This window comes from Kluyvera sp. (assembly GCF_047971185.1).
GTDB lineage: Bacteria > Pseudomonadota > Gammaproteobacteria > Enterobacterales > Enterobacteriaceae > Kluyvera.
The window spans coordinates 1-22,241 of sequence record NZ_JBKDZH010000032.1; the positions used below are offsets into that span (position 1 = coordinate 1).

Genomic DNA, 22,241 nt, shown 5'->3' on the forward strand with positions numbered 1-22,241 from the left:
CTCGCCCGGGCTACCTTCTTGCACATTTGTAGCCCGGGCGAGCGCAAGCGACCCCGGGAACCCACCGGCTAAAAAACAGACTTCGTCGTCCACACCCGGCTGCGCCAGCGGCGGTACATCAGCATCGCCCGCAGCCCTTCATCAATAATGTAGGCCAGCCACACCCCCACCAGCCCCAGGCCGATATAGACGCCCAGCAGATATGAGAATGGCAGGCTGACAATCCACATTACGATAATGCCGCAGATAAACGGGAAGCGAACGTCGCCGGTGGCGTTAAGACTGCTGATGACGATGATGTTGGTCGCCCTGCCCAGTTCGAGCAAAATCGACAGCATAAACAGCTTTTTGGTCAGCGCGATAATCTCCTGATTCGGGGTAAAGAGCTGCATAATCGGCGCTGCGAGGAGGTAGATAACTACGCTGATAGAAAAGGCCACCAGCAGCCCCAGCCGCCAGCTTTTCACCCCCTGCTGGTAGGCGGCCTCTATCTCTCTGGCCCCCACCGCGCGGCCAATAATAATCTGCGACGCCTGGCCAATCGACATCGCAAACAGCGCCACAAACTGGCTGATGGTCGAGGCGTAGACCTTGGTGGTCAGCGCTTCGGTGCCAAGAAAAGCGATAATGGCGGTCACTACCAGCTGCGACCCAGCGTAAGAGAGGTTTTCCCCCGCCGACGGCAGCCCGTAGCGTAAAATGGCCCCCAGCATTTTGCGCGAACACTGCTGGAGCTTCTGCCAGCGAAAAACGTAGCCGATGTATTTTTTCAGCATCCACGCCGACATCAGCATGCCGATAACGTTAGCAATACACACCGCGATACCGACACCAGTGACGCCCAGCCCAAGAAAACTGAGCTTGCCGTAGAGAAACAGGTAGTTAAACACCACGTTCACCACGCTGACGGTGATCGGCACCAGCATGGCCTGACGCACAAAGCCGTGGGTGCGCAAAATAGGCAAGATTGACGAGTACAGGGCGATAATCACCGAAATACCGCCGATGATGCGGATAAACGGCGAGCCGACCGCTACCAGCTCGTCGCTCAGCCCCAGCATCCGCAGGAAGGCATCGCCAAACAGCACAAACACCAGGCTCATGGCAACGCCGATCAGAAATGCCACCACCAGCCCGTTGGTGATCACCCGCTCCACGCGGCGAAAGCGCTTCGCCCCCAGCAGCTGGGCCACCACTATCTGCACGCCAACGGTGAGAAAACCGTAGAAAATCACCGAAATGGCGAGGATCTGGTTTGCCCCCCCGGTGGCGGCAACCGCCTCATCCGAATAGTGCCCCAGCATAAAAACGCTGACGTAACCCAGCATTAGTCGCAGCAGCTGCTCGACAAATATTGGCCATGCCAGAGTAAAAAGCCCTAGCCGAACCTGACTTTCCGTGCCCGTCATCGCTGACCCACTCCCTTTTTTCAAACCACGCACCCACCCAACGCGGGATCATCAACCTTCTATACCAAAGGCGTCTATCCGAACATTGCGCTGGCTTTCAAAATCAGAAAAACGCACGGTGGTTGGAGGAGATTCCGGGGTAAAATCGTGTTATATCCTGAGCCTATGCTCTGTATGAACACCTTTGGGAGTGAATCAATGAAACCTGTATTACCGGCTCTCGCCCTGTTACTTTCCAGCGGCTACGCGCTGGCGGACGAGTGCGACAACGCCAGCACGCAGGCGGATCTCAACGCCTGCAGCGCCGCGCAGTATCAGGCGGCGGATAAAAAGCTGAATCAAACCTGGCAGGACGTACTGAAGCGCGCCGAACCGGCGCAGCGCGATTTACTCAAGAAGGCGCAAAGTGCGTGGATCACCCTGCGCGACGCCGACTGCGCGTTTATCAGCTCCAGCACCGAGGGCGGCAGCGTGCAGCCGATGGTCAACAATCAGTGCCTGACCGATAAAACCAACGAGCGCGAAGCGTTTCTCGCCTCGCTGCTGCAGTGCGAAGAGGGCGACCTGAGCTGCCCTCTGCCGCCGGGCAACTAGCGTACGCGGATACCGTCGATAATGATCCGCTGGACGTTTTCGACGGTCTGCTGGAAAAACGCCGCATCGCGCAGCGTTTTACCGGTCACCGCCTCCACCTGGGTGGCGAAGTCGGCGTAGTGCTGAGTGGTGGCCCAAATCATAAAAATCAGATGGTGAGGGTCGATGGGGGCCAGCTTACCGCTATTCACCCACGCGGCGATAACCGCCGACTTGTCGGCCACCAGCGTTTTCAAATCGCCGGTCAGTTCGTCCATCACCAGCGGCGCCCCCTGGAGCATCTCCAGACAGAACAGCTTCGACGCCTGCGGGTAATCCCGCGACACTTCAAGCTTGAGACGAATGTACTCGCTTATCGCCACCAGCGGCGCCAGATCTTCGCGGAACGCGCGCAGCGGCGCCAGCCAGATATCAAGGATCTGCTGCATCACGGCAACATACAGCGCCTCTTTCGACGGGAAATAGTACAGCAGATTGGTTTTCGACACCCCGGCCAGTTCGGCGACCTGATCGAGCCGCGTGCCGTGGATCCCATACTGGGAAAAGGTATTGAGCGCGGCGCTGAGAATCGCCTGCTTTTTGGCGCTAACCGCCTGAGAACGTTTGCCGCTTTTCTTTACTGCATCCTGAGCCATACGCCCTCTCCTTGTGATTTCTCCCCTATTTTGCGGGTAGCGCGGCCCTGCTTCAACCGGAAAAAGAAACCGCCGGCATAACCGGCGGTGAGGTGAGACACGGGGTTATCATGCGCAGCTAGCTGCCGCGTTGACTACCATGGCTGTTTTTCCCACCTTTTTTGCCCGCTTCCGAGGCGCGCTGGGGATCGTTTTTAAAGTTCCCGCCGCTATGCTGGCCCCCCTTACGACCTGCTTCTGATGCTCTTTCCCGGTCTTCAGCGAAATTACCTGAACCTCCGCGATGGTTTGCCATTACTGACCTCCAGTTGAGAGAACGACATCGTGCATTACGTAGACGTTGAGCGTCATAACCCGCGATATCACACGGGTAATAGTAAGGGTAGTCGCCACGGCGGCGCGGCACGGTAGCTGGTCATATTTTGACATATCTGCCGTCAGGTTTTGCGCGCCTGCAACCACGCGGCGCCCTAATCGACTCTTATAGCGGGGGAAAATCGGCGGGGAAAAAATGTGTCATTATGCGTCAGTCACTCCAGGCGCTATTTCAGCACGCCAATATAGCGGCCCTCTTTCATCAGTCTGACCTTGCCCGTCCTTTTATGGAACACAACTCGATACGGCCCGTGAACAAACACGTCGGCATCGGCATTATATTCTTCTTTCGCTGCCATCGCGCCGTTCACCGTCACCTTGTCGCCCGTACGGGTGACCGTAACGTCGAAACCGTGATAAACACGCTTTTTGGCAATCTGTGCGTAGTGGGTTACCGCCTGCGCGGGGGCCAGCGACATCGCCAGCAGACTCGCGCCCATCAATATTGCCGCCCCTATCCGTTTGTTCATTCACCTACCGTCGTGATTGTTCCGTCCAGCGCCTATTTTCCCCAAATGGCCCCCGGGCGGCGTTGATAACAATCAACCAAATAAATAGTTAACGCTCAGTATTATTTATCATTGTTATTAATAACTTGTCTTCTGGCGCACAAAAAACGCGCGACCGGCGTTTAAAAAATCAGCAGCCACGTCAGACTGGTGATTTATTGCTGGCACGATGCAGCGAATCTGCCAGCACGGGCTATGCTTAATGGAGCTTGTTACGTAACCAACGAATTTGACACAGGAGAGTTAAGATGAGTGGAAATGCAAGTGTTCTGGTGCTCTATTATTCGATGTACGGACACATTGAAACGATGGCTAAAGCCGTTGCCGAAGGCGCAAATAAAGTTGATGGCGTCGATGTGGTCATCAAGCGTGTACCAGAAACCATGCAAGCTGAAGCGTTTGCCAAAGCGGGCGGTAAAGCGCAGACCGCTCCGGTCGCCACCCCGCAAGAGCTGGCCGATTACGACGCGATTATTTTCGGTACGCCAACCCGTTTCGGCAATATGGCCGGACAAATGCGCACCTTCCTCGACCAGACCGGGGGCCTGTGGGCGTCCGGCGCGTTGTACGGCAAACTGGCCAGCGTGTTTAGCTCAACCGGTACCGGCGGCGGCCAGGAGCAGACCATCACCTCCACCTGGACTACGCTTGCCCACCACGGCATGGTGATCGTGCCGATTGGCTATGCGGCGCAAGAGCTGTTTGATATTTCGCAGGTGCGCGGCGGTACTCCGTACGGCGCGACCACCATTGCTGGCGGCGACGGTTCACGTCAGCCAAGCGAGGAAGAGCTGGCGATTGCCCGCTACCAGGGCGAATACGTCGCGGGCCTGGCCGTTAAATTCAAAGGCTAATTAAGGGAGAAGAGAGATGCCCACACAACAAGGTAAAGCACATCATATTGGTGAATGGGCGAGCTTGCGTAATACCTCACCGGAAATTGCCGAAGCAATTTTTGAGCTCGCAAAGTATGACGAAAAAGTCGCGGAGAAAATCTGGGAAGAAGGCAGCGATGCCGTTCTCGAGCTGGCTTTCAGCAAAACGGATAAAGACTCGCTGTTCTGGGGCGAGCAAACCATCGAACGTAAAAACGTCTGATTGAAACCCACCCACGCCGACGCCGGTCTCCCGGCGTCGGCGTTGTCGTTATGCCACCCGCCGCTGCCAGCCTTTCGCCACCCTTTCCAGCCCGAAACAGAGCACATAGTAGACCACGCCGATAAACACGAAGATCGCCGTCGGGTAGATTTGCACCCGGTTATTGACCTGCCCCGCCACCGTGGTCAGCTCCGGCACGTTGACGATAAAGGCCAGCGAGGTGTCTTTCAGCAGGCCGATAAAAATGCCCACCAGCGACGGCAGCACGTTACGCAGGGTTTGCGGGAGCAGCACCTGCCGCAGACTCTGGCCCGCGCTGAATCCCTGAGTGAGCGCCGCTTCATACTGCCCGCCGGGCAGCGCCCGCAGCCCGGCCAGCACGGAGTGCATCACCGAGGCGGCGGTAAACCACGCCAGCGCTAAGGTCACCGTGACCGCACCGGGCAAATCACTGCCGGTCAGCATAGGCAACAGATACCACAGCCAGAAGATCACGAAAATCAGCGGGATACCGCGAATAATTTCAGCCCACAGATACAACACGCGACGCACCACACCGGGAAAACGCCATGCCGCGCAGGCCAGCAAAATGCCGCCCGGCAGCGCCAGCGCCCCGGCCCCCAGCGCCATCATCAGCGTCAGCGCTACGCCGCCCGGTTCACCGTCGGCAAGTCGCCCCCACAGCAGATAGTCGAGGTTATCAACAATCACCGCCAGATTAGCGTTCATGCTGGATCCCCCCCTGCGCGCCCGCGAGCGGGCCCCGCCGCTTCGCCTGCCCGACCGGCGTTGGACCAAGGCGGTTCAGCAGCAGGCCAAGCGCCACGCCGGTGAACAGATACAGCACGGTGCCGACGGCAAAGGCCTCCAGCGCGTGCGCGTTATAGCTCTCGATCTGCCGCACCTGATAGGTCAGCTCGGCAAAGCCAATGCCGCTCGCCAGCGACGACAGTTTCATCAGGTTGAGATACTGCCCCACCACCGGCTGCCAGGCGTTAGCGAGCGCCTGCGGTAGCAGCACGTGGCGCAGCAGCCCGGCGGTCGAAAACCCCTGCGCCAGCGCCGCTTCCCGCTGCCCGTTCGGCACGCTGTGCAGCCCCGCCGCCACTTCCTCAATCAGAAACGCCGAGGTAAAGACGCCAAGCCCCCACGCGGAGCAGAGAAACTCCGGCGTCAGCCACCAGACGTTGCCCGGCAGAATCGACCAGTCGTGCGCATCGTTGACAAAATCCCGCAGCCCGAGCGGCAAAAAATTCCACGCGGCAAAGTACCAGAACAGCAGCTGGACCAGCAGCGGGGTATTGCGAAACAGCGACACCCAGCAGGCGGTGATGCCCTGCCCCACGCGCCCGCCCGCCAGCCGCAGCAGCAGAAACAGCGCTGCCAGCACACTGGCCAGCGCCATCCCGGCGATCGTCACCCACAGGGTGGTCAGAAAGCCGGAGAGGATCCATTGCAGGGGCTGCCCGCTGAGCACCCCCTGCCAGTCAAAAGGTATCATCACGCGCTCCGCTCCTGATGCAGCGGGTCGAGAACCTTCTGCAAAAAACGCACCGCGCGCGGATGCTGCGGCCGGGCGAAGAACGCCGTCGGCGGCGCGATTTCCAGCACCTCTCCGCCATCGATAAACACCACCCGATCGGCAATTTCGCGGGCGAACTGCATTTCATGCGTCACCACGATCATGGTGATCCCGCTGTGCGCCAGCGACTGCATCACCTGTAGCACTTCGCCGATGGTTTCGGGATCCAGCGCGGAGGTGGGTTCATCAAACAGGATGATTTGCGGCGATGAGGCCAGCGCCCGGGCGATCGCCACCCGCTGCTGCTGGCCGCCGGAGAGCTGCGAGGGCATCGCGTCGGCCTTTTCCGCCAGCCCGACTTTATGCAGCAGCGCCAGCGCGCGTTCCTGCGCGGCATCCCGCGTCCAGCCGTGTACTGACTGCAACGCCAGCATGATGTTCTGCGCCGCCGTCAGGTGGGCGTAAAGATTAAACTGCTGGAAAACAAAGCCAATGCGGCTGCGCAGCTGACGCAGCGCTTTGCCGCTCAGCTGGCGGGTCGGTTTGCCGTCCACCAGAATCTCGCCGCCGCTCAGATTTTCCAGCTGATTGATAAGCCGAATCAGCGTCGATTTTCCCGAACCGGAAGGCCCAAGGATCGCCACCACTTCACCGGGGTTAATCGTCAGATCAATGCCGTTCAGCACCCGATGGCTACCATAATTTTTCACCACCTGACGGAACTCCACGCTGGCGTTCTGTAGATGTGAAAAATCCGCGGCCTTTGCCGCGGAATGAGAGAATAAAGCCGACAGCATCTTATTTTGCTTCTATGGTAAATGAACGCGGCTGCGGGGCTTTGGTAGCGGGACCAAACCAGACATCGTAGATTTTCGCCGCCTCGCCGGATTTCTCCAGCGCCACCAGCTCGTCGTTGACGGCTTTCAGCAGCGCCGGTTCACCTTTCTTCACGCCGACGCCAATTTCTTCTTTGCTCAGCAGGTCCGGCAGAATTTTAAATTTGGCTTTATCCGGCGCTTCGCCCAGCAGGCCGGCCAGAATAGTGCTGTCCTGAGTGATCGCCTGCACGTTGCCGTTACGCAGCGCGGTCAGCGCCAGCGGAATATCGTCATAGGAGAGCACCCGCGCCTGCGGGAAGCGCTGATGCAGCGTCTGCTCGCCGGTGGTGCCCTTCACCGCGCCGATGCGCGCTTTGCTGTAGTCGTCGAGCTTATCGCCGCCGTTCGCCGGCACCAGGAACTGCTGCCCGGTCACAAAATACGGCGTGGAGAAATCAATCACCTGCGCACGTTCCGGGGTGATGGTGATATCCGCCACGATCAGATCCGCCTTACCGGACTGCAGCAGCGGAATGCGGTTCGCCGGGTTCGTCGCCACCAGCTCCAGCTTAACGCCGAGCGATTTGGCCAGCGCTTTGGCGAAATCGACGTCATAGCCGACCAGTTCATGCGTTTTCGCATCGACCGAACCAAACGGCGGGTTGGCGTCGAAGGTGGCGACTTTCACCACCCCTTTCGCCTTAATGTCCGCCAGTTGGTCAGCCTGCGCGGTGAAAGTACTCAACCCGGCGGCCGCCAGGCCAACCAGCAGCGCGAGCCGTGTGAACGTCTGTTTTTGTTTTGCCATTGCCATTCTTGATACCCCTGTTTTTGTTTTGTCTTTTTACGCTCCCACAGCCGCTTCGCCGGAACAAATAACCATTGCTTATTCCTTATAACGAAAAGGGATTTAACGTTACTGTTTGTTATCTAAAGGTAAAATAAGGCCGAATCTGGCTACATTTGCCGGAAAATGGCAATGCTAAGCCTGTTTTCGCATTTCCTTTGGCCGCCATTTTTTGCTGTGATGGGAGGGGTTCTCCGCAGCAGAAAATATGATTTCGTAAGGGGATTGTTGCGGATGGTTACCCGCTGACACAACAATCCGCAAGCGTCATCCACCGTCGCCGCCCTATGATAAGTCCGCTAAAAGCTTAGGGGTTTCCCCATTAACACCGCCCAACGGCGGACGTATTTGCTTGCTTAACGGATAGAAGACAATGATCAAATTTACCCGCACTGCATTACTGGTTGCCACGCTGGCTGGCGCCGCCTTTAGCGCTCAGGCCGCTACGACCGCACCGGCACCGGCGCAGGACCCGATTGTTCAGCATCTGAAGCTGAGCGATGCCCAGGTGGCGAAAATCCAGACTCTGCACCAGCAGCTGGAGAAAAACGTGGAAGGTATCTCGATGAAAGATGTCAAAGACGGCGTCATTATCGACATGATTCAGTCCGGCAAATGGAACGACGCCGCCGTCAAGCAGCAGCTCACCGCCTTCAGCAAGGTTGATCAGCAGGTGCGCTACTACAAGGTGAAATACTACTTTGATTTAAGTCAGGTACTGACCCCGGAACAGCGCAAGCAGGTGCAGAACGACCTGGCGCAGGCGGCAGCAGAGTAACGTCGTTTCCGTTCACGCGGCGGGCCCCCGCCGCGATGTGATGCGCCGTTTATGGCCGACAATACAATGTCTTATTCATACGATAAATTGTGACCTCTCACGCATTACCCGCATTCAATCCATGGACATTCCGTGCGCCTTGATCGCCGTCAAAAATAATCATACCGTCTGGTCGGTATGATCCGGCCATGAATATAGAGCCCCAACACCGCAAAAAAGACCCGGTCCGTTTACATCAGCAGCTGCTGGAATCTGCCGCGATGATTGCCGGTCGCGACGGCATCGCCGCCCTGTCGCTCAACGCCGTTGCCCGCGAGGCTGGCGTCAGCAAAGGGGGACTGATTCACCATTTTCCGAACAAACAGGCGCTGATCTTCGCCCTGTTCGCCCGCCTACTGGCGATTATGGAAGAGGCCATCACCGCGCTGATGCAGCAGGACGGCGTGAGCTATGGCCGGTTTACCCGCGCCTATCTGAACTATCTGGCTGACCTGACGGATACCCACGAAAGCCGCCAGCTGATGGTGCTGTCGCTGGCCATGCCCGATGAGCCGGTGCTGCGCAAGTGCTGGCGCGACTGGATGCTGGAAAAACTGGCGCAGGGCGACGAGCTGGATAACAGCCCCACCGGTACGCTGGTGCGCTACGCCGCCGACGGCATCTGGCTGTCGGAGCTGACGGAAGGGATCACCATGAGCGCCGACCACCGCCGCGCGCTGGTTGACTCGCTTAATAAGATGACGCTTCCCGCGTGAAGCACGGACTGAGGCCGCGATGCGCTACAACATCAATGCCCGTTTTATCTATGATGCCACCGACGGCACCCTGACGCTGCCGCAAAGCGATGAACCGGACAGCCAGCTATCCCTCACCGCCAGCGCCCTGTTTAACTATTTTCTGCGCCATAGCGAGGTTGTCAGCCGCGAGGATGTCCTGAAAAAGGTGTGGGATGACAACGGCCTGACCTCATCCAACAGCAACCTCAATCAGTATCTCAGCATGCTGCGCAAAACTTTTCGTCACTACGGCGTCGATAACATTATCGTCAGCGTCTCGCGCGGCTATTTACAGCGCAACCCCGACGTCATTATCGAACCGCTGGACGACGCGCCGCCCGTCTTGCCGCCGGACATCGTTGCCGAGCCAGCGCCCGTAGAACCCGAAGCGGTCGCCCCGCGTAGCGCCCACGCCCGCGGGATGTGCTGGTACATGGCCGGGGCCTGCCTGCTGGCCATTGCGCTGCTGCTGGTGGCGTTCAGCCTGGTGGGCGTGACGGAAACGCGGCCTATCGCGCTAACCCGCATCAGCCATAGCCAGTGCGAGCTGCTGGCCAGCGATGAAATGCTGCGTTCGGTCAGCGGCGAAGCCTACGGCAAAAACTTCGATGAGGTGCGCCAGCGGCTGAACGTGGCCTGTAAACCGGGCGAACGTTTTCTCTTCTTCTACGGCGATCGGCTGGAAACCAACGGTCTGGGGCGCGTGTTCCTCGCCCACTGCGCCATGCACGAGGATAATCCGTTCAGCTACTGCGATAACTACTTTTACTACTCCTGGAAGCCGTAATGAGACTCGCGCCGCGTACGTTCTTTGCCCTTTGCGTTCTGGTGTTTATCCTCGCCGCGGCGTTCAGCGCCTGGCGGCTGCTGCCTGACGACCACGCGGGAATGATGAGCTGCTCCACCAAAGGCATCATGCGCTTTGAGAACATGGATAAAGAAAACGTCAACGGCAACATCCACTTCAACTTCGGCGCGCACGGTAAGGGCTCGATGGTGGTCGAAGGGTATACCGACTCCGCCGCCGGCTGGCTGTACCTACAACGCTACGTCAAGTTTACCTACAGCAGCAAGCGGATTTCCGCCACCGAACGCCACTACCGCATCAGCCAGTGGGCGTCGAGCGCCTCCTCCATTGACGAATCGCCGAACGTGATTTTCGATTACTTTATGCGCGAGATGTCCGACAGCCACGACGGGCTGTTCCTCAACGCCCAAAAGCTTAACGAGAAGGCCATACTGCTCAGCTCCATCAACTCGCCGCTGTGGATTTGCACGTTGAAATCCGGCAGTAAGCTGAACTAACGCCGTTAATCAAAAAAGACCATCCCTTTGTAGGGACGTTCCCGACAGGCTGCCAGATCACTCACCGCCAGCGTCAAATGATTCAAGCCGCTCAACATCGCTTGTCCTCCAGTCGTTCAACCCCAGCGGCAAACTGTGATCTGCCGCGCATGCGCGTTTGGCCTCACCGATTCATCGGCTAAAAAGCGCATTTTTTGCGTTTAGGCTGGGTGATAAAACCTGAGCCTTGCTACACTTCGCCCCGCACTATGTTACCCCTTTCCTGTAATGATTTAACAATTAAAAAACATTTCCCGCGCGACGAAAAAAACCACTCAACGCAGCCTTATCGAAGACCAAATCCACCCCAGAAAATCAGCATATATAGATAAAAATGACGACTAAAAAGACTAAATGTCAGAGCTATATCCTAAATACATCAAACAATCAGATTTAAGTTCCACCACAGCAATCAGCCCCTATAGTGACTTTCGAACGCCGCAGCCGTGGGTTAACGCCGTGACACGGCCGGTTTTCCTTAAATCACAACCTGTTCTGAGGAGACAGCCATGGGTGATGCATTAGGGCTTATCGAAACCAAAGGTCTGGTGGCCTGCATTGAGGCAGCGGATGCGATGTGTAAAGCCGCTAACGTCGAGCTGATTGGCTATGAAAACGTCGGCTCCGGCCTGGTCACCGCGATGGTGAAAGGCGACGTCGGCGCGGTGAAGGCGGCGGTGGATTCCGGCGTCGAGTCCGCGCAGCGCATCGGGGAAGTGGTGACGTCGCTGGTCATTGCGCGTCCGCATAACGACATCAACAAAATCGTCATTAAACACAAGGCTTAAGGCCAGGAGAACGCAAATGGGTGATGCATTAGGTCTGATTGAAACCAAAGGTCTGGTGGCCTGTATCGAAGCGGCGGATGCGATGTGTAAAGCCGCCAACGTGGAACTGATTGGCTATGAAAACGTCGGCTCCGGGCTGGTCACCGCGATGGTGAAAGGCGACGTCGGCGCGGTGAAAGCGGCGGTGGATTCCGGCGTTGAGTCCGCGCAGCGCATTGGCGAAGTGGTGACCTCTCTGGTTATCGCCCGCCCGCATAACGACATCAACAAGATTGTCGCTCACTACAAAATTGCCGAATAACCGGAGAGAACATGATGAAAGAAGCGCTTGGCTTAATCGAAACCAAAGGCCTGGTGGCCTGCATTGAAGCGGCAGATGCGATGTGTAAAGCCGCCAACGTTGAACTGATTGGCTATGAAAACGTCGGTTCCGGGCTGGTCACCGCGATGGTGAAAGGCGACGTCGGCGCGGTCAACGCCGCGGTGGACTCCGGCGTCGAAGCGGCAAAACGCATCGGTGAAGTGGTCACCTCCCGCGTGATTGCACGCCCGCACAACGATATCGAAAAAATCGCGTCGCAGCATAAAGCATGACCTGACAGGGCGCGCCCCGTCTGCACTCTTTTCGTCTGATGAAGGATAGACTCATGATTGAACTGGATACCGATTTGCTCTCTCGCCAGAACGCGCGAGAGCTGGTGCGCAACGCCAAAAAAGCGCAAGCGGTAATGGCCACCTTTTCGCAGCAGCAAATCGACGCCATCGTGAAGAACGTGGCCCAGGAAGCGGCGCACCACGCCGAAGCGCTGGCGAAAATGGCCGCGGAAGAGACCGGCTTCGGCAACTGGCAGGATAAAGTCCTGAAGAACCGTTTTGCCTCGCTGCGCGTTTACGACGCCATCAAAGATATGAAGACCGTCGGCATCATTCATGACGATCAAGAAAAAAAGGTGATGGACGTGGGCGTGCCGCTCGGCGTGATCTGCGCGCTGGTGCCGTCAACCAACCCGACCTCGACGGTTATCTACAAAACGCTGATTGCCCTGAAGGCCGGTAACGCGATTATCTTCTCGCCGCATCCGGGGGCGCGTCAGTGCAGCTGGAAGGCCATCGAGATTGTGAAACGCGCGGCCGAGGCCGCAGGTGCCCCGGAGGGAATCGTCGACGGCATCACTGAGCTGACGCTGGAAGCCACCTCCGAGCTGATGCACAGCAAAGACGTGTCGCTGATTCTGGCAACCGGCGGTGAAGGCATGGTGCGCGCGGCCTACGCCTCCGGCACCCCAACCATCAGCGGCGGCCCGGGTAACGGCCCGGCGTTTATCGAGCGCAGCGCCGATATTCACCACGCGGTGAAAGATATCATCACCAGTAAAACCTTCGATAACGGCGTGATCTGCGCCTCTGAGCAGTCGATCATCGTCGAACGCTGCATTTACGACGACGTTCACCGCGAGCTGGAAGCCCAGGGCGCGTACTTTATGAACGAAGGTGAAGCGGCGAAGATGGCGGCCCTGCTGCTGCGCCCGAACGGCACCATCAACCCGAAAGTGGTGGGCAAAACGGCGCTCTATTTAAGCCAGATGGCGGGCTTCTGCGTCCCGGCCAGCACCCGCGTGCTGATTGCCGAGCAGACCACCGTTTCACATACCAACCCCTACTCCCGCGAAAAGCTGTGCCCGGTACTGGGTCTGTACGTGGAAGAGGACTGGAAGGCGGCCTGTCACCGCGTGATGGAGCTGCTGACCAACGAAGGCCTCGGCCATACGCTGGTGATCCACACCCGTAACCAGGACGTGATTCGCCAGTTCTGCCTCGAAAAACCGGTGAACCGCATTCTGATTAACACCCCGGCGGCGCTTGGCGGCATTGGCGCGACCACCAACATCTCTCCCGCGTTGACGCTGGGCTGCGGTGCGGTCGGCGGCGGCTCCAGCTCCGATAACGTCGGGCCGATGAACCTGCTGAACGTCCGCAAAGTGGGCTACGGCGTGCGCTCTATCGACGAGCTTCGCGCACCGGGTAGCCGCGTCGAGCCGCAGCCGACCATCGCCAGCCAGTCGGTCGATCCGCGCCGCAGCATCCTCGACGACGCGCGCTTCACCTCCCCTGCTCCGACCCCGGCCAGCGCCGCGAGCGATAACCGCTTCGCCAGCGCGACGGCGGACGTCGAAGGCGACATCAGCGAACAAAACGTGGAGCGCGTCATCCGCCAGGTGCTTGAGCGCTTAGGCAAGTAACGCATTGATATAAGGCGATAAAAACGATGATTCTCGCAAAGGTAACCGGACATGTCGTCGCCACGCAGAAATGCGATGAGCTACGCGGCAGCAACCTGCTGATGATAACCCAGCTGGATGACGACCAGCAGCTCATGAAGAACCGTACCTGGGTGGCCGTCGATAGCGTCGGCGCAGGCATGCACGATGTGGTGCTGGCGGAAGAGTACTTCGCGCTTAACAAGGATCGTTACAAGGCGATGTCGGTGGTTGCCATTGTCGAGAACGTCTTTCGGGACGCCTGAGGAGTGAATAACCCAATGAGTGAATTTTTGCTGAAACCCCGGATCCGTTTTGGTCAGGACGCCCTTGCCGCCCTGAACGACGTGCCCGCTCAGCGCGCGCTGCTGGTCACCGACCAGGCGATGGTTAAGTTTGGCCTCGCCTCCCGGGTCACCGACATCCTGCGTCAGCGCGGTATCGACATCCAGATCTGGGACGACGTGGTGGCCGACCCGGATATCGCCACGGTGGTGCGCGGTATGAAGCAGATGGACAGCTGCGCGCCGGATCTGGTCGTCGCGTTGGGCGGCGGTTCGGTGATTGACGCCGCCAAAGCGGTTATTTTCGCCCTGGCGCAAACCCGTCCGGACGCAGGCCGCCAACGCCCGCAGTTTGTGGCGATCCCCACCACCAGCGGTACCGGCTCGGAAGTCACCAGCTTTTCGGTGGTGAAGGCCCACGCGGAAAAACTGGTGCTGGTCGACCCGTCGCTGCTGCCGGATATCGCCATCCTCGATCCTACGCTGGTGGCTTCGGTGCCGCCCGCCATCACCGCCGATACCGGGATGGACGTGCTATGCCACGCGCTGGAGGCCTACGTCTCTACCGCCGCCAGCGACTTTTCCGACGCGCTGGCCGAGAAAGTGGTGCAGCAGGTGTTTGGCTATCTGCCCACCTGCTGGCGCAACGGCCACGACCTGCTGGCGCGGGAAAAAATGCACAACGCTTCCTGCATGGCGGGTATGGCGTTTACCAACGCGTCGCTCGGCATCACCCACAGCCTCGCCCACGCGCTGGGCGGCGTATTCCGCGTGCCCCATGGCCGCGCCAACGCCCTGCTGATGGGGGCCGTGGTGGCCTGGAACGCCGACTATCAGGGCCAGTGCGACACCGCCGCGGCGCGCAAGTACGCCCGGCTGGCCCACCTGCTGGATCTGCCGGCGAGCAGCCCGCGCGAAGGCGTTACCAGCCTGCTGGTCGCCATCGAGACGCTGAAAGAAGAGATGCAGATGCCTGCGGGCATTTGCGCCACCGGCGTCGATGCGGCCGATTTCGAACAACGGCTGACAGAGATGGTTGGCCAGGCGCTGCGCGATGGCTGCACGCCAACCAACCCGCGTGCGCCCGACGCGCAGGCGCTAACCGAACTCTATCGCCAGGCGTGGCGCGGCAACGCCGCCCACTGCCGCTGAGAACAAGAACTGGAGAACCTTACCTATGGCACACTACAGCTTAACGCCGCGCGTCAAAGTGCTGGCTGAACGTTTACTCTCGCAAAAAAGTACCCTGTGTACCGAGCACGCCGCCGTGCTGAGCGCGCTGGATGGCGATATCGCCGGCGTTCCTGCCGCGGTGAAACCGGCGCGCCGCTTCTATGAACTGATGCGCCAGCTGCCGCTGACCATCAGCGCCGATGAGCTGATCGTCGGCAACCAGACCCGCAAGCCGCACGGCGCGATTTTCCACGATGAAAGCGCCGCGCGCCGCCCTTCTGCATTTCAGTTCCTGAATCTGAACAGCGACCTCGACTCCCCGGACTACAAGCTGGTGGTGGAAAAAGGCGTGCTGGCGATTAAACACCAGTTGGAAGAGAAAACCCGTACGCTGGGCAGCGCGGTCAGCCGCAGCGGCATAGATGAAGTGAACGGCTGCCGCGCCGCCATTTACGCCTGCGATGCGCTGATGGCGCTGGCGCAGAATCTGGCCAACAGCGCCGAACAGCTCGCCGCCGCAGAAACCAACGCCTACCGCAAGGCCGAGCTGCTCGACAGCGCCGCCATTCTGCACCACGTTCCGGCACATCCGGCGCGCAGCTTTAAAGAGGCCTGCCAGGCGTTTTACCTGTTCCAGCTGGCGCTCCAGCTGGACAACGGCAGCTACGCGGTCAACCCGGAAGGGGCCGACAAGGCGCTGCTGCCGTACTATCAGCACGATATCGCCAACGGCACCCTGACCGAAGCGCAGGCCTACGAGATCGTCGAATGCCTGTGGTTCAAGCTGGCGGAGCTGAGTGAAGTTCGCGCCGCCTGCGCGGTTGACGGTTATCCGATGTTCGACGCCCTGCTCCACGGCGCGAGCCTGGAAAACGCGCGTATCAATGAACTCTCCGCCATGTTCCTCAGCGCGCAGCAAAACCTTAGCGCCCTGCACCTCCCGGTGCGTCTGTTCAGCGGCGAGCAGAAAGTCGCCGCCGCACCGTTCGCCGCCAGTTGTGAAACCGCCAGCGTTGAAGGGCTGACGCCGCGCATGCAGCGCCTGCGCAACCACTATCTGACCGTGCGCCCGAGCGTCTCCATCTACCGCGCGCTGGCCTTTACCGAAGTGGTGAAAGCCAACCCGGGCATGCCGACCATTCTGCTGCGCGCCAAAGCCTTCCGCCACGCCTGCGAAACCGCGCCGATTCTGATTCAGGACGACGAGCTGATCGTCGGCCATCCGTGCGGCAAGCCGCGCGCCGGGGCCTTCTCGCCGGATATCGCCTGGCGCTGGGTGCGCGACGAGCTGGATACCATGAGTACCCGCCCGCAGGATCCGTTTGAGATCAGCGAAGAAGACAAAAAAACCATCCGCGAAGAGATCGTGCCGTTCTGGGAAGGCCGCTCGCTGGATGAGATCTGCGAAGCGCAGTACCGCGAAGCCGGCGTCTGGGCGTTCAGCGGCGAAACCTTCGTCAGCGACCTCTCCTACCACCAGATCAACGGCGGCGGCGATACCTGCCCGGGCTACGACGTGCTGCTGTTCACCAAAGGCATGAACGGCATTAAAGCCGACGCCGAGGCGCATCTTGCCTGTCTGAGCATGGAGAATCCGGACGATATCGACCGCATTTACTACTACAAGGCGGCGATTGAAACCTGCGAAGGGGTGGTTAACTACGCCCACCGCATCGCCGCCCGCGCCCGTGAACTGGCAGCGCAGGAGCAGAATCCTCAGCGTCGCGCCGAGCTGCTGACCATTGCGGAAGTGAACCAGAACGTTCCGGCCAATCCGCCGAAAACCTTACAGGAAGCACTGCAAAGCATCTGGACGGTGGAATCACTGTTTGAAATCGAAGAGAACCAGACCGGCCTGTCGCTGGGCCGCGTTGACCAGTACTGCTACCCGATGTTTGAAGCCGATATCCGCGAAGGCCGCCTGACCCACGACGCCGCGCTGGAGCTGGTGCAGGCGTTCATCATCAAGTGCGCCGAACTGATGTGGATGTCCAGCGAGCTGGGGGCGAAATATTTCGCTGGCTACCAGCCGTTTATCAACCTGACCGTCGGCGGTCAGAAGCGTTCCGGCGGCGACGCCTGTAACGACCTGACCTATCTGATTATGGACGCCGTGCGCTTTGTGAAGGTGTATCAACCGTCGCTGGCCTGCCGTATTCACAACCAGTCGCCGCAGAAGTACATGGAAAAAATCGTCGACGTGGTGAAAGCGGGCATGGGCTTCCCGGCCTGTCACTTCGATGATTCACACATCAAGATGATGCTGCGTAAAGGCTTCGATTTTGAAGACGCCCGCGACTACTGCCTGATGGGCTGCGTGGAACCGCAGAAATCGGGCCGCATCTACCAGTGGACCTCTACCGGCTATACCCAGTGGCCGATTGCCATCGAGTTCGTTTTAAACCGTGGCCGCATGGTGCTGTTCGATAGCTATCAGGGTCTGGACACCGGCGACCTGCGAGATCTGCACACCTTCGACGCGTTTGACGCGGCGGTGAAAAAACAGATTGCCCATATCGTCCGCCTGTCGGCCATCGGCACGGTTATCAGCCAGCGCGTACACCGCGACGTGGCGCCGAAACCGCTGATGTCGCTGCTGGTGGAAGGCTGTATGGAAAAAGGCAAAGACGTGTCGGCGGGCGGCGCGATGGTCAACCACGGCCCGGGGCTGATTTTCTCCGGTCTGGCGACCTACGTCGACTCCATGGCCGCGATCCGCAAACTGGTGTTCGAGGATAAGAAATACACCCTCGAGCAGATGCGCGACGCGATGCTGGCGAACTTTGAAGGCTTTGAAGCGCTGCGCCGCGACTGCCTGAACGCGCCGAAGTACGGCAACGATGACAACTACGTTGACCAGTACGCGCTGGATATCACCGAATGGACCGAGCGCGAGTGCCGTAAGTACAAGATGCTCTACTCCACCCTGAGCCACGGCACCCTATCGATCTCCAACAACACGCCGATCGGCGAGCTGACCAACGCCACGCCGAACGGTCGTCTGGCATGGATGCCGCTGTCTGACGGTATCAGCCCGACCCAGGGCGCGGATAAGCAAGGCCCAACGGCGATCATCAAGTCGGTAAGCAAAATGAACGTTGAAACCATGAACATCGGCATGGTGCACAACTTCAAGTTCCTGCAGGGGCTGCTGGATACCCCGGAAGGCCGCCACGGTCTGATTACGCTGCTGCGCACCGCGTCGATTCTGGGCAACGGCCAGATGCAGTTCAGCTACGTCGATAACGAGGTGCTGAAAAAAGCGCAGCAGGAGCCGGAGAAATACCGCGACCTGATCGTCCGCGTCGCGGGCTATAGCGCCTATTTCGTTGAATTATGTAAGGAAGTTCAGGACGAGATCATCAGCCGTACGGTGATTGAGAAGTTCTGATAAGACGGACCGCAGCAGGACAAGGAAGTCCAGTGTTTTCAGGAGGCAAGCGTGACAGCAACGACAGAATTAACCGGGCGCATTTTTAACATCCAGAAATACTCCATCTACGACGGTGACGGTATCCGCACGCTGGTGTTTTTCAAAGGCTGCAATATTCGCTGCCCGTGGTGCGCCAATCCGAAAGGGTTGAGCAGCCAGTTTCAGGTGATGTTCTCGCAGGATAAATGCATTAACTGCGGCGACTGCGTCAGCGTCTGCCCGGCAGGCATTCACTATCGCGCGGAAGAAAACGGTGCCATGAAGCACTTCGTCAACCGCAACAAAGACTGCATTGGCTGCCGCAAGTGTGAAGAAATCTGTACCCAGCACGCGCTGGATATTATGGGCAAAGACGTCACCGTCAGCGAACTGATGGACATCATCATGCAGGACTATGACTTTTACATTTCCTCCGGCGGCGGCGTGACCATCGGCGGCGGTGAGATGAGTCTGCAAACCGACTTTGCCGTCGCCCTGTTCAGCGAATGCAAAAAAATGATGATCAACACCGCCATAGAGACCCAGGGCACCACCCCGCTGGCGAACTACCAGAAGCTGGCGCCAGTGACCGACACCTTCTTGTTCGACATCAAGCAGATCGACAGCGATCACCACAAGACACTGTTCGGCATTGGCAATGAAGGGGTACGCCGCAACCTGGAGTGGCTGGTCGATTCCGGTGCCAATGTGATTGTGCGTATGCCGCTGGTGCGCGGCTATAACGATTCGTGGGAAGCCATTACCGGGGCCATCGACTACGTCCAGAAGCTGGCGAAGCGCGGCAATATTCGCCGTATCGATATGCTGCCGTACCACCAGCTGGGGCGCAAAAAATACGAGCGTCTGGAAATGCCCTACCCGATTCTCCAGGACCCGACCTACAGCGTGGAAGAGCTGAATAAGCTCGAAGATTTCTTCGCCCAGTTTGATTTTGATATTCGCTTAGTTCGTCATTAAAGGAGCCGATAATGAAAAGTTTAGGCGTCATTGAAACACGAGGATTAGTCGCCGCCGTTCAGGCCGTCGACGCCGCCTGTAAAGCCGCGGGCGTGGCCTGTATCGGCTATCGCAAGGTGGGTTCAGGGCTGGTGAGCGTCTGCTTTGAAGGCGAGATCAGCGCGATTCATACCGCCGTTGAGCGCGGCGTCGCGGTGGCCAAAGCCAGCGACCCGCAGGCCACATCGCTGGTGATTGCCCGCCCGGAACGCTGCGTGGTGGATGCCCTCAGCAACCTGAAGGGCCACCCGCCGCGCGCCGCCGTCCCGGCCGCCACCGTGTCCGAACCCGTCGTCGCGGCCCCCGCCACGGAGGCTCAGCCCGCTGCGCCGGCACCGGCCATTGATGAGAAAAACGCCGCCAACAAGAAAGGGAAAAAGGCATGATTGACGCCGTGCTACAGGAAAAAATCACCGCCCGGCTGACCGAGTCTGCGCCCGCCATCCCGGTCGGCATCTCTAACCGTCACGTGCATCTGTCGCAGCCGGACGTTGAGGCGCTGTTCGGCAAAGGCTATGCGCTGACGCCGTTTAAGCCGCTGCGCCAGCCCGGGCAGTTTGCCGCCGAGGAGTGCGTGACGATTGTGGGCCCGAAAGGTTCGCTCACCCACGTGCGCGTGCTCGGCCCCACTCGCCCGACCACCCAGCTGGAAGTGTCGCGCGCCGACTGTTTCGCGCTGGGCATTCAAGCGCCGGTCCGCGAATCCGGCCAGCTGGAGAACGCGGGCAGCGCGCTGCTGGTCGGGCCGAAAGGCCACGTTGAGCTACATTCACAGGTGATCTGCGCCTGGCGGCACATTCATATGTCGCCGCAGGACGCCCGCCAGCTGAACGTCAGCAACGGCCAGAAGGTGCGCGTGTGCAGCCACGGCGAGCGCCAGCTAACGTTTGATGAAGTGGTGGTGCGGGTGCGCGAAGATTTCGCCCTTGAGTTCCACATCGATACCGAAGAGGCCAACGCCGCCGGGTTGAAAAACGGCGCGCAGGTCACGCTGATTCGTTAACGGAGGCCATGATGACCGAGCAACAGACCGAGCGCCTGGTGGCGTACATCCTCCAACGCATACAGCCACCGGTGCTGGTGATGGTAACGGCGGCGGAGGGGTATCGCCATGAGATTTGCCAGCGTCTGGCGCGCTGCGGTGAGCGGCTGCATCTGGCGCTGGACGGCAACCTGCATGACGCTGAGCGCTGGCTGGCCCTCGGCGAAGCGCAGCCTGCGGAGATCTGGCAGCATGCGTTACCCTCCGCGCCCTACAAGGCGCTGCTGCTGCCGTTTCTCGACGTCCCGCTGGCACACGATCTGCTCAACGGTACGCTGCACAGCCCGGTGGCTCAAAGGGTGCACGACGCGCTGCTGGCGGGCATTCCGGTGCTGGCGCTGCGCTATCTTTGTGACCCCCACAGCGAGCTGAACGCGCTGCGCGGCGTCGCGCATCCGGGCTATGCGGCGCAGGCCAGCGCAACGCTGGAGCGGCTGGCAGCCTGCGGCGTGACGCTCGGCACGCTGAACGAGCTGCTGGACAGGCTGGCAATTAGCGCGAAGCCGCAGGCCGCCGGTGAAAGCGCGCGGCGTTATCTGACCGTCACAGATATCGTGAATAATCCCGGTTTGGCCGATTCACCCGATGCGCTGCTGACCGATGCCGCCGTCGATTTTATGAAAGCACAGAAAAAAATAACCTTACCTCGATAACACACCCTGGAGTGTAGATATGTCTTCAAAAACAAAATGCTGGCTATGGATGCTGCTGGTTATCCTGTCTGAAACCTCGGCCACCTCAACGCTTAAGATGTTCGACTCCAGCGAAGGGATGACCAAAACCCTGCTGCTGGCGCTGATCGTGGTGCTTTACTGCATCTGCTACTACTCGCTCTCCCGCGCGGTGAAAGATATCCCGGTCGGTCTGGCCTATGCCACCTGGTCGGGAACCGGCATTCTGGTGGTCTCGACGCTGGGCATGGCCTTCTACGGGCAGCATCCGGATACCGCCGCGATTATCGGCATGGCGATCATCGCCAGCGGCATCGTTATCATGAACCTGTTCTCAAAAATGGGTCACGAGGAGGCGGAAGAGACGCCGCCGACGCCGGTTTCCACCCTTGATAAAAATATCGCCAACTAACGCAAAAGGAATCGCTCATGTTTAATCTCGGATTTTTATGGCTGGCGCTGTCTATCGGCTCCGAAATCACCGGCACCTCGATGATCAAAAAAACAAATGGTTTCAGTAAGCTGGGCCCGTCGGTACTGGTCGTTTGCGCCTACGCGCTGTGCTATTTCGCGCTGACTCGCGCCATGAGCACCATCCCGGTCGGCGTAGCCTACTCGCTGTGGTGCGGTTTTGGCATCGTGGGGGTCACCATCTGCTCGATGATCCTCTATAAGCAGAAGCCCGACCTCCCGGCTATCTTCGCCATGCTGCTGATCATCAGCGGCGGCATTATTATGAACGTCTTCTCCGGCATGTAATATTCCCCGGCCTTCCCTTCTGCGGGAAGGCCATTACCGCATTACCCTCCTCAATTATTCCCAGCACATAAAGGAAACAACACTTCCTATTAATTCGGAATTTATCCTTCCCCAAAAAAATCATTGACGGCA

28 protein-coding genes are annotated in these 22,241 nt (G+C 59.0%); 20 read left to right on the top strand and 8 right to left on the bottom strand.

Annotated features, from left to right (window positions below; genetic code table 11):
- Positions 1-68: 68 nt before the first annotated feature.
- Positions 69-1,409 (bottom strand): MATE family efflux transporter, encoded by a 1,341-nt coding sequence (locus ACK5JN_RS07585; RefSeq protein ID WP_416869593.1) that lies wholly within the window; start codon positions 1,407-1,409, stop codon positions 69-71.
- Positions 1,410-1,607: 198 nt separating this feature from the next.
- On the opposite strand from ACK5JN_RS07585, the gene ACK5JN_RS07590 reads away from it, so the two are divergent.
- Positions 1,608-2,003, top strand: a complete 396-nt coding sequence (locus tag ACK5JN_RS07590; RefSeq protein ID WP_416869594.1) for a lysozyme inhibitor LprI family protein — start codon at positions 1,608-1,610, stop codon at positions 2,001-2,003.
- Here ACK5JN_RS07590 and rutR read toward each other — a convergent pair.
- From rutR to ACK5JN_RS07605, 3 genes are all read right to left on the bottom strand, one after another.
- The gene (gene rutR, locus ACK5JN_RS07595) at positions 2,000-2,638 is read right to left on the bottom strand and encodes an HTH-type transcriptional regulator RutR (protein WP_416869595.1); all 639 of its coding nucleotides are present in this window, start codon (positions 2,636-2,638) and stop codon (positions 2,000-2,002) included. The genes ACK5JN_RS07590 and rutR overlap by 4 nt on opposite strands.
- A 118-nt stretch (positions 2,639-2,756) precedes the next feature.
- Positions 2,757-2,933, bottom strand: a complete 177-nt coding sequence (locus ACK5JN_RS07600; protein ID WP_416869596.1) for a general stress protein — start codon at positions 2,931-2,933, stop codon at positions 2,757-2,759.
- Between the two features lie 247 nt (positions 2,934-3,180).
- A complete protein-coding gene (locus ACK5JN_RS07605) occupies positions 3,181-3,483 on the bottom strand; it encodes a hypothetical protein (protein ID WP_416869597.1) in 303 nt (100 codons plus the stop codon).
- Between the two features lie 287 nt (positions 3,484-3,770).
- Here ACK5JN_RS07605 and wrbA point away from each other — a divergent pair, with 287 nt between their 5' ends.
- Both wrbA and ACK5JN_RS07615 read left to right on the top strand, forming a co-directional pair.
- The gene (gene wrbA / locus ACK5JN_RS07610; protein WP_416869598.1) at positions 3,771-4,376 is read left to right on the top strand and encodes an NAD(P)H:quinone oxidoreductase; all 606 of its coding nucleotides are present in this window, start codon (positions 3,771-3,773) and stop codon (positions 4,374-4,376) included.
- Between the two features lie 16 nt (positions 4,377-4,392).
- The gene (locus ACK5JN_RS07615) at positions 4,393-4,620 is read left to right on the top strand and encodes a YccJ family protein (RefSeq protein ID WP_416869599.1); all 228 of its coding nucleotides are present in this window, start codon (positions 4,393-4,395) and stop codon (positions 4,618-4,620) included.
- Between the two features lie 48 nt (positions 4,621-4,668).
- Here the strand turns inward: ACK5JN_RS07615 and ACK5JN_RS07620 are convergent, their stop codons facing one another.
- The 4 genes from ACK5JN_RS07620 to ACK5JN_RS07635 are packed head-to-tail and all read right to left on the bottom strand — an operon-like array spanning position 4,669 to position 7,768.
- Entirely contained in the window at positions 4,669-5,349 is a 681-nt protein-coding gene (locus ACK5JN_RS07620; protein ID WP_416869600.1) for an amino acid ABC transporter permease, read from the bottom strand.
- Positions 5,339-6,121 carry an amino acid ABC transporter permease gene (locus ACK5JN_RS07625; RefSeq protein ID WP_416869715.1) on the bottom strand — a complete coding sequence of 261 codons (783 nt, stop codon included), beginning with the start codon at positions 6,119-6,121 and terminating at the stop codon, positions 5,339-5,341. Before ACK5JN_RS07625 ends, ACK5JN_RS07620 begins: the two co-directional genes overlap by 11 nt.
- Entirely contained in the window at positions 6,121-6,939 is an 819-nt protein-coding gene (locus ACK5JN_RS07630; protein WP_416869601.1) for an amino acid ABC transporter ATP-binding protein, read from the bottom strand. Before ACK5JN_RS07630 ends, ACK5JN_RS07625 begins: the two co-directional genes overlap by 1 nt.
- 1 nt (position 6,940) lies before the next feature.
- Positions 6,941-7,768 (bottom strand): ABC transporter substrate-binding protein, encoded by an 828-nt coding sequence (locus tag ACK5JN_RS07635; protein ID WP_416869602.1) that lies wholly within the window; start codon positions 7,766-7,768, stop codon positions 6,941-6,943.
- 412 nt (positions 7,769-8,180) lie between these two features.
- Between ACK5JN_RS07635 and ACK5JN_RS07640 the strand changes: the two genes are divergently transcribed.
- From ACK5JN_RS07640 to ACK5JN_RS07720, 17 genes are all read left to right on the top strand, one after another.
- Entirely contained in the window at positions 8,181-8,585 is a 405-nt protein-coding gene (locus tag ACK5JN_RS07640) for a Spy/CpxP family protein refolding chaperone (RefSeq protein WP_416869603.1), read from the top strand.
- A gap of 188 nt (positions 8,586-8,773) precedes the next feature.
- On the top strand, positions 8,774-9,340 hold the full coding sequence (locus tag ACK5JN_RS07645; protein ID WP_416869604.1) for a TetR/AcrR family transcriptional regulator: 567 nt from the start codon (positions 8,774-8,776) through the stop codon (positions 9,338-9,340).
- A gap of 19 nt (positions 9,341-9,359) precedes the next feature.
- The gene (locus ACK5JN_RS07650) at positions 9,360-10,148 is read left to right on the top strand and encodes a winged helix-turn-helix domain-containing protein (RefSeq protein ID WP_416869605.1); all 789 of its coding nucleotides are present in this window, start codon (positions 9,360-9,362) and stop codon (positions 10,146-10,148) included.
- On the top strand, positions 10,148-10,666 hold the full coding sequence (locus tag ACK5JN_RS07655) for a FidL-like protein (protein ID WP_416869606.1): 519 nt from the start codon (positions 10,148-10,150) through the stop codon (positions 10,664-10,666). The genes ACK5JN_RS07650 and ACK5JN_RS07655 overlap by 1 nt, the downstream gene beginning before the upstream one ends.
- 548 nt (positions 10,667-11,214) lie before the next feature.
- Positions 11,215-11,493, top strand: a complete 279-nt coding sequence (locus ACK5JN_RS07660) for a BMC domain-containing protein (RefSeq protein ID WP_001540796.1) — start codon at positions 11,215-11,217, stop codon at positions 11,491-11,493.
- Between the two features lie 16 nt (positions 11,494-11,509).
- Positions 11,510-11,794, top strand: coding sequence for a BMC domain-containing protein (locus tag ACK5JN_RS07665; RefSeq protein ID WP_006821084.1), 285 nt, complete (start codon positions 11,510-11,512; stop codon positions 11,792-11,794).
- A 14-nt stretch (positions 11,795-11,808) separates the two neighbouring features.
- The gene (locus ACK5JN_RS07670; RefSeq protein ID WP_015585230.1) at positions 11,809-12,087 is read left to right on the top strand and encodes a BMC domain-containing protein; all 279 of its coding nucleotides are present in this window, start codon (positions 11,809-11,811) and stop codon (positions 12,085-12,087) included.
- A 53-nt stretch (positions 12,088-12,140) separates the two neighbouring features.
- Positions 12,141-13,733 carry an acetaldehyde dehydrogenase (acetylating) gene (locus ACK5JN_RS07675; protein WP_416869607.1) on the top strand — a complete coding sequence of 531 codons (1,593 nt, stop codon included), beginning with the start codon at positions 12,141-12,143 and terminating at the stop codon, positions 13,731-13,733.
- A gap of 26 nt (positions 13,734-13,759) precedes the next feature.
- Positions 13,760-14,017 (top strand): EutN/CcmL family microcompartment protein, encoded by a 258-nt coding sequence (locus ACK5JN_RS07680; protein ID WP_416869608.1) that lies wholly within the window; start codon positions 13,760-13,762, stop codon positions 14,015-14,017.
- 15 nt (positions 14,018-14,032) lie between these two features.
- The gene (locus ACK5JN_RS07685; protein ID WP_416869609.1) at positions 14,033-15,187 is read left to right on the top strand and encodes a 1-propanol dehydrogenase PduQ; all 1,155 of its coding nucleotides are present in this window, start codon (positions 14,033-14,035) and stop codon (positions 15,185-15,187) included.
- 25 nt (positions 15,188-15,212) lie between these two features.
- Complete coding sequence (gene cutC, locus ACK5JN_RS07690; RefSeq protein WP_416869610.1) at positions 15,213-18,599, top strand: choline trimethylamine-lyase; 3,387 nt, start codon at positions 15,213-15,215, stop codon at positions 18,597-18,599.
- Positions 18,600-18,650: 51 nt separating this feature from the next.
- Positions 18,651-19,598: a choline TMA-lyase-activating enzyme gene (gene cutD / locus ACK5JN_RS07695; protein ID WP_416869611.1), complete on the top strand. Its 948-nt coding sequence runs from the start codon at positions 18,651-18,653 to the stop codon at positions 19,596-19,598.
- 11 nt (positions 19,599-19,609) lie between these two features.
- Positions 19,610-20,023, top strand: coding sequence for a BMC domain-containing protein (locus ACK5JN_RS07700; RefSeq protein WP_416869612.1), 414 nt, complete (start codon positions 19,610-19,612; stop codon positions 20,021-20,023).
- Positions 20,020-20,640, top strand: a complete 621-nt coding sequence (locus ACK5JN_RS07705) for a phosphate propanoyltransferase (protein WP_416869613.1) — start codon at positions 20,020-20,022, stop codon at positions 20,638-20,640. The genes ACK5JN_RS07700 and ACK5JN_RS07705 overlap by 4 nt, the downstream gene beginning before the upstream one ends.
- A gap of 11 nt (positions 20,641-20,651) precedes the next feature.
- Entirely contained in the window at positions 20,652-21,332 is a 681-nt protein-coding gene (locus ACK5JN_RS07710) for a hypothetical protein (protein ID WP_416869716.1), read from the top strand.
- Between the two features lie 19 nt (positions 21,333-21,351).
- Positions 21,352-21,762 carry a DMT family transporter gene (locus tag ACK5JN_RS07715; protein WP_416869614.1) on the top strand — a complete coding sequence of 137 codons (411 nt, stop codon included), beginning with the start codon at positions 21,352-21,354 and terminating at the stop codon, positions 21,760-21,762.
- Positions 21,763-21,779: 17 nt separating this feature from the next.
- Positions 21,780-22,109 (top strand): DMT family transporter, encoded by a 330-nt coding sequence (locus ACK5JN_RS07720; protein ID WP_416869615.1) that lies wholly within the window; start codon positions 21,780-21,782, stop codon positions 22,107-22,109.
- Positions 22,110-22,241: the final 132 nt, after the last annotated feature.